This window comes from Dickeya sp. CFBP 2040 (assembly GCF_012273755.1).
GTDB lineage: Bacteria > Pseudomonadota > Gammaproteobacteria > Enterobacterales > Enterobacteriaceae > Dickeya > Dickeya poaceiphila.
On record NZ_JAAVXH010000085.1, the window covers coordinates 1 to 1,471 of the forward strand.

3 protein-coding genes are annotated in these 1,471 nt (G+C 47.6%); all 3 read right to left on the minus strand.

Features of this window, described 5'->3' with window-relative positions:
- Positions 1-190: 190 nt before the first annotated feature.
- The gene (locus Dpoa2040_RS11480; RefSeq protein WP_168641326.1) at positions 191-379 is read right to left on the minus strand and encodes a hypothetical protein; all 189 of its coding nucleotides are present in this window, start codon (positions 377-379) and stop codon (positions 191-193) included.
- A gap of 134 nt (positions 380-513) precedes the next feature.
- On the minus strand, positions 514-927 hold the full coding sequence (locus Dpoa2040_RS11485) for a hypothetical protein (protein ID WP_042870636.1): 414 nt from the start codon (positions 925-927) through the stop codon (positions 514-516).
- Positions 928-993: 66 nt separating this feature from the next.
- Positions 994-1,203, minus strand: a complete 210-nt coding sequence (locus tag Dpoa2040_RS11490; protein ID WP_128569719.1) for a hypothetical protein — start codon at positions 1,201-1,203, stop codon at positions 994-996.
- Positions 1,204-1,471: the final 268 nt, after the last annotated feature.

Consider the following 1,471-nt stretch of genomic DNA (forward strand, 5'->3'; position numbering starts at 1 on the left):
GCCATTTCCGTCACCACTGCCATCGCCACCGTCACCACCGTCACCATCTGCCCACACAGCAGTGCTGAACATTCCGGCTGCTAGGGAGGACGTTACAGTTGAAACTACAATAAAAGGCCTCAGTAAGGCAGAAGTCATAATAATGAGGTATACACTTTTCTTGATTATATTTTTCATATCATCCTCTTTGTCATGAGCTATATGCCACCATCACCACCATCACCACCGGATGAATTATCGCCGCTTCCTCCGTTCCCACCATCGCCACCATCAGCTCCGTTTGTGCCGCCATTTCCTCCATCCCCGCCGTTCGAGTTTGAACCTGTACCCGCATCCCCGCCGTTACCTCCTTCTCCCCCGGCTTCACCGGGACCACCATCCCCGCCGTTTCCACCATTGGAAATTAATAAATAAGAATTAGGGAAATGTATCGGGTCGGTCGAAGAGGCATAACCGAAGTGTGTGATTGTGGCGAGTGCCAAAGGAGAGCATTTCAGCAAAGCAAAGAACTGTTTATAAATTTTGGGGCTGGTCATTGTTGCCTCCGTTACCTCCTGCGCCTCCAGGGGCATTATCTGTTGACCCACCATCGCCACCGTTACCACCATTAGCACTATCATCTCTATTTTTATGGTGTTTATGGTGTGAACCGGTAGCAGCGCCGGCGCCATTGCCACCATTGCCGCCGTTCCCGCCCGTCGCAGCGCCGTTCCCGCCGTTGCCACCGTTCAGGCAGTTAGTACCAGGTATGCCATCCTTGCCATTTTCACCGTCAGGAGAATTTCCGTACCCGTCGTGTCCGTTCAGGCTCTCACAGACAGCCGGGTGAAAAGAGTCCTGCGGTATCGTCTGGCTTGATGCAGGCAAAGAGAGGAGTAGACCTGAATAAAATGGGATAAAAAACAAAATATTACGTATTTTTAACATTGAAGTACCATCCTTTCATTAACGGTCGCCTTTCTGAGGCGACCATTCTTGGTAGAATTCTGCTTGTTAATTACGCACCACCATCACCACCATCACTGTCATCTGAGCCATTGCCAGTGCCATTATCGTTCCCACTGCCGTTCCCATTACCGCTGCCGCTATTATTTCCGCCATCGCCACCGTCACCACCCGGAGAGTTTGCACCTGACCCCCCATTACCCCCGTCACCGCCATTAGCGTCACCGATAAGTAAAAAGGGATGTGTGGATTGCTCAATAGCGGGTTCGTTATGTAAAGGTGCGGCCACTGACAATCGAGCCGTAGTCGTAGAGAGAAGGATAATACTTAAAACAAGCGTTATATTTTTATGTCTCATAACCCATCCTTAAAGGTAATAAATACATGAGATAATTGTTCGCTCATTACTTTATTAATGAGATTTTCATTAAAGGCAAAGTGAATGAAGAATAATAGCTTGTGTGTGTAATAAATTGTTTTATGGCATTTTGTGATTTTTTATTGTCAATTGATTGACAATAAAAAA

What these genes read in the sequence shown, in the direction of transcription:
- Dpoa2040_RS11485 (WP_042870636.1), bottom strand. Translation starts at nt 927, where the DNA reads ATGTTAAAAATACGTAATATTTTGTTTTTTATCCCATTTTATTCAGGT.
- Dpoa2040_RS11480 (WP_168641326.1), bottom strand. Translation starts at nt 379, where the DNA reads ATGGTGGTCCCGGTGAAGCCGGGGGAGAAGGAGGTAACGGCGGGGATG.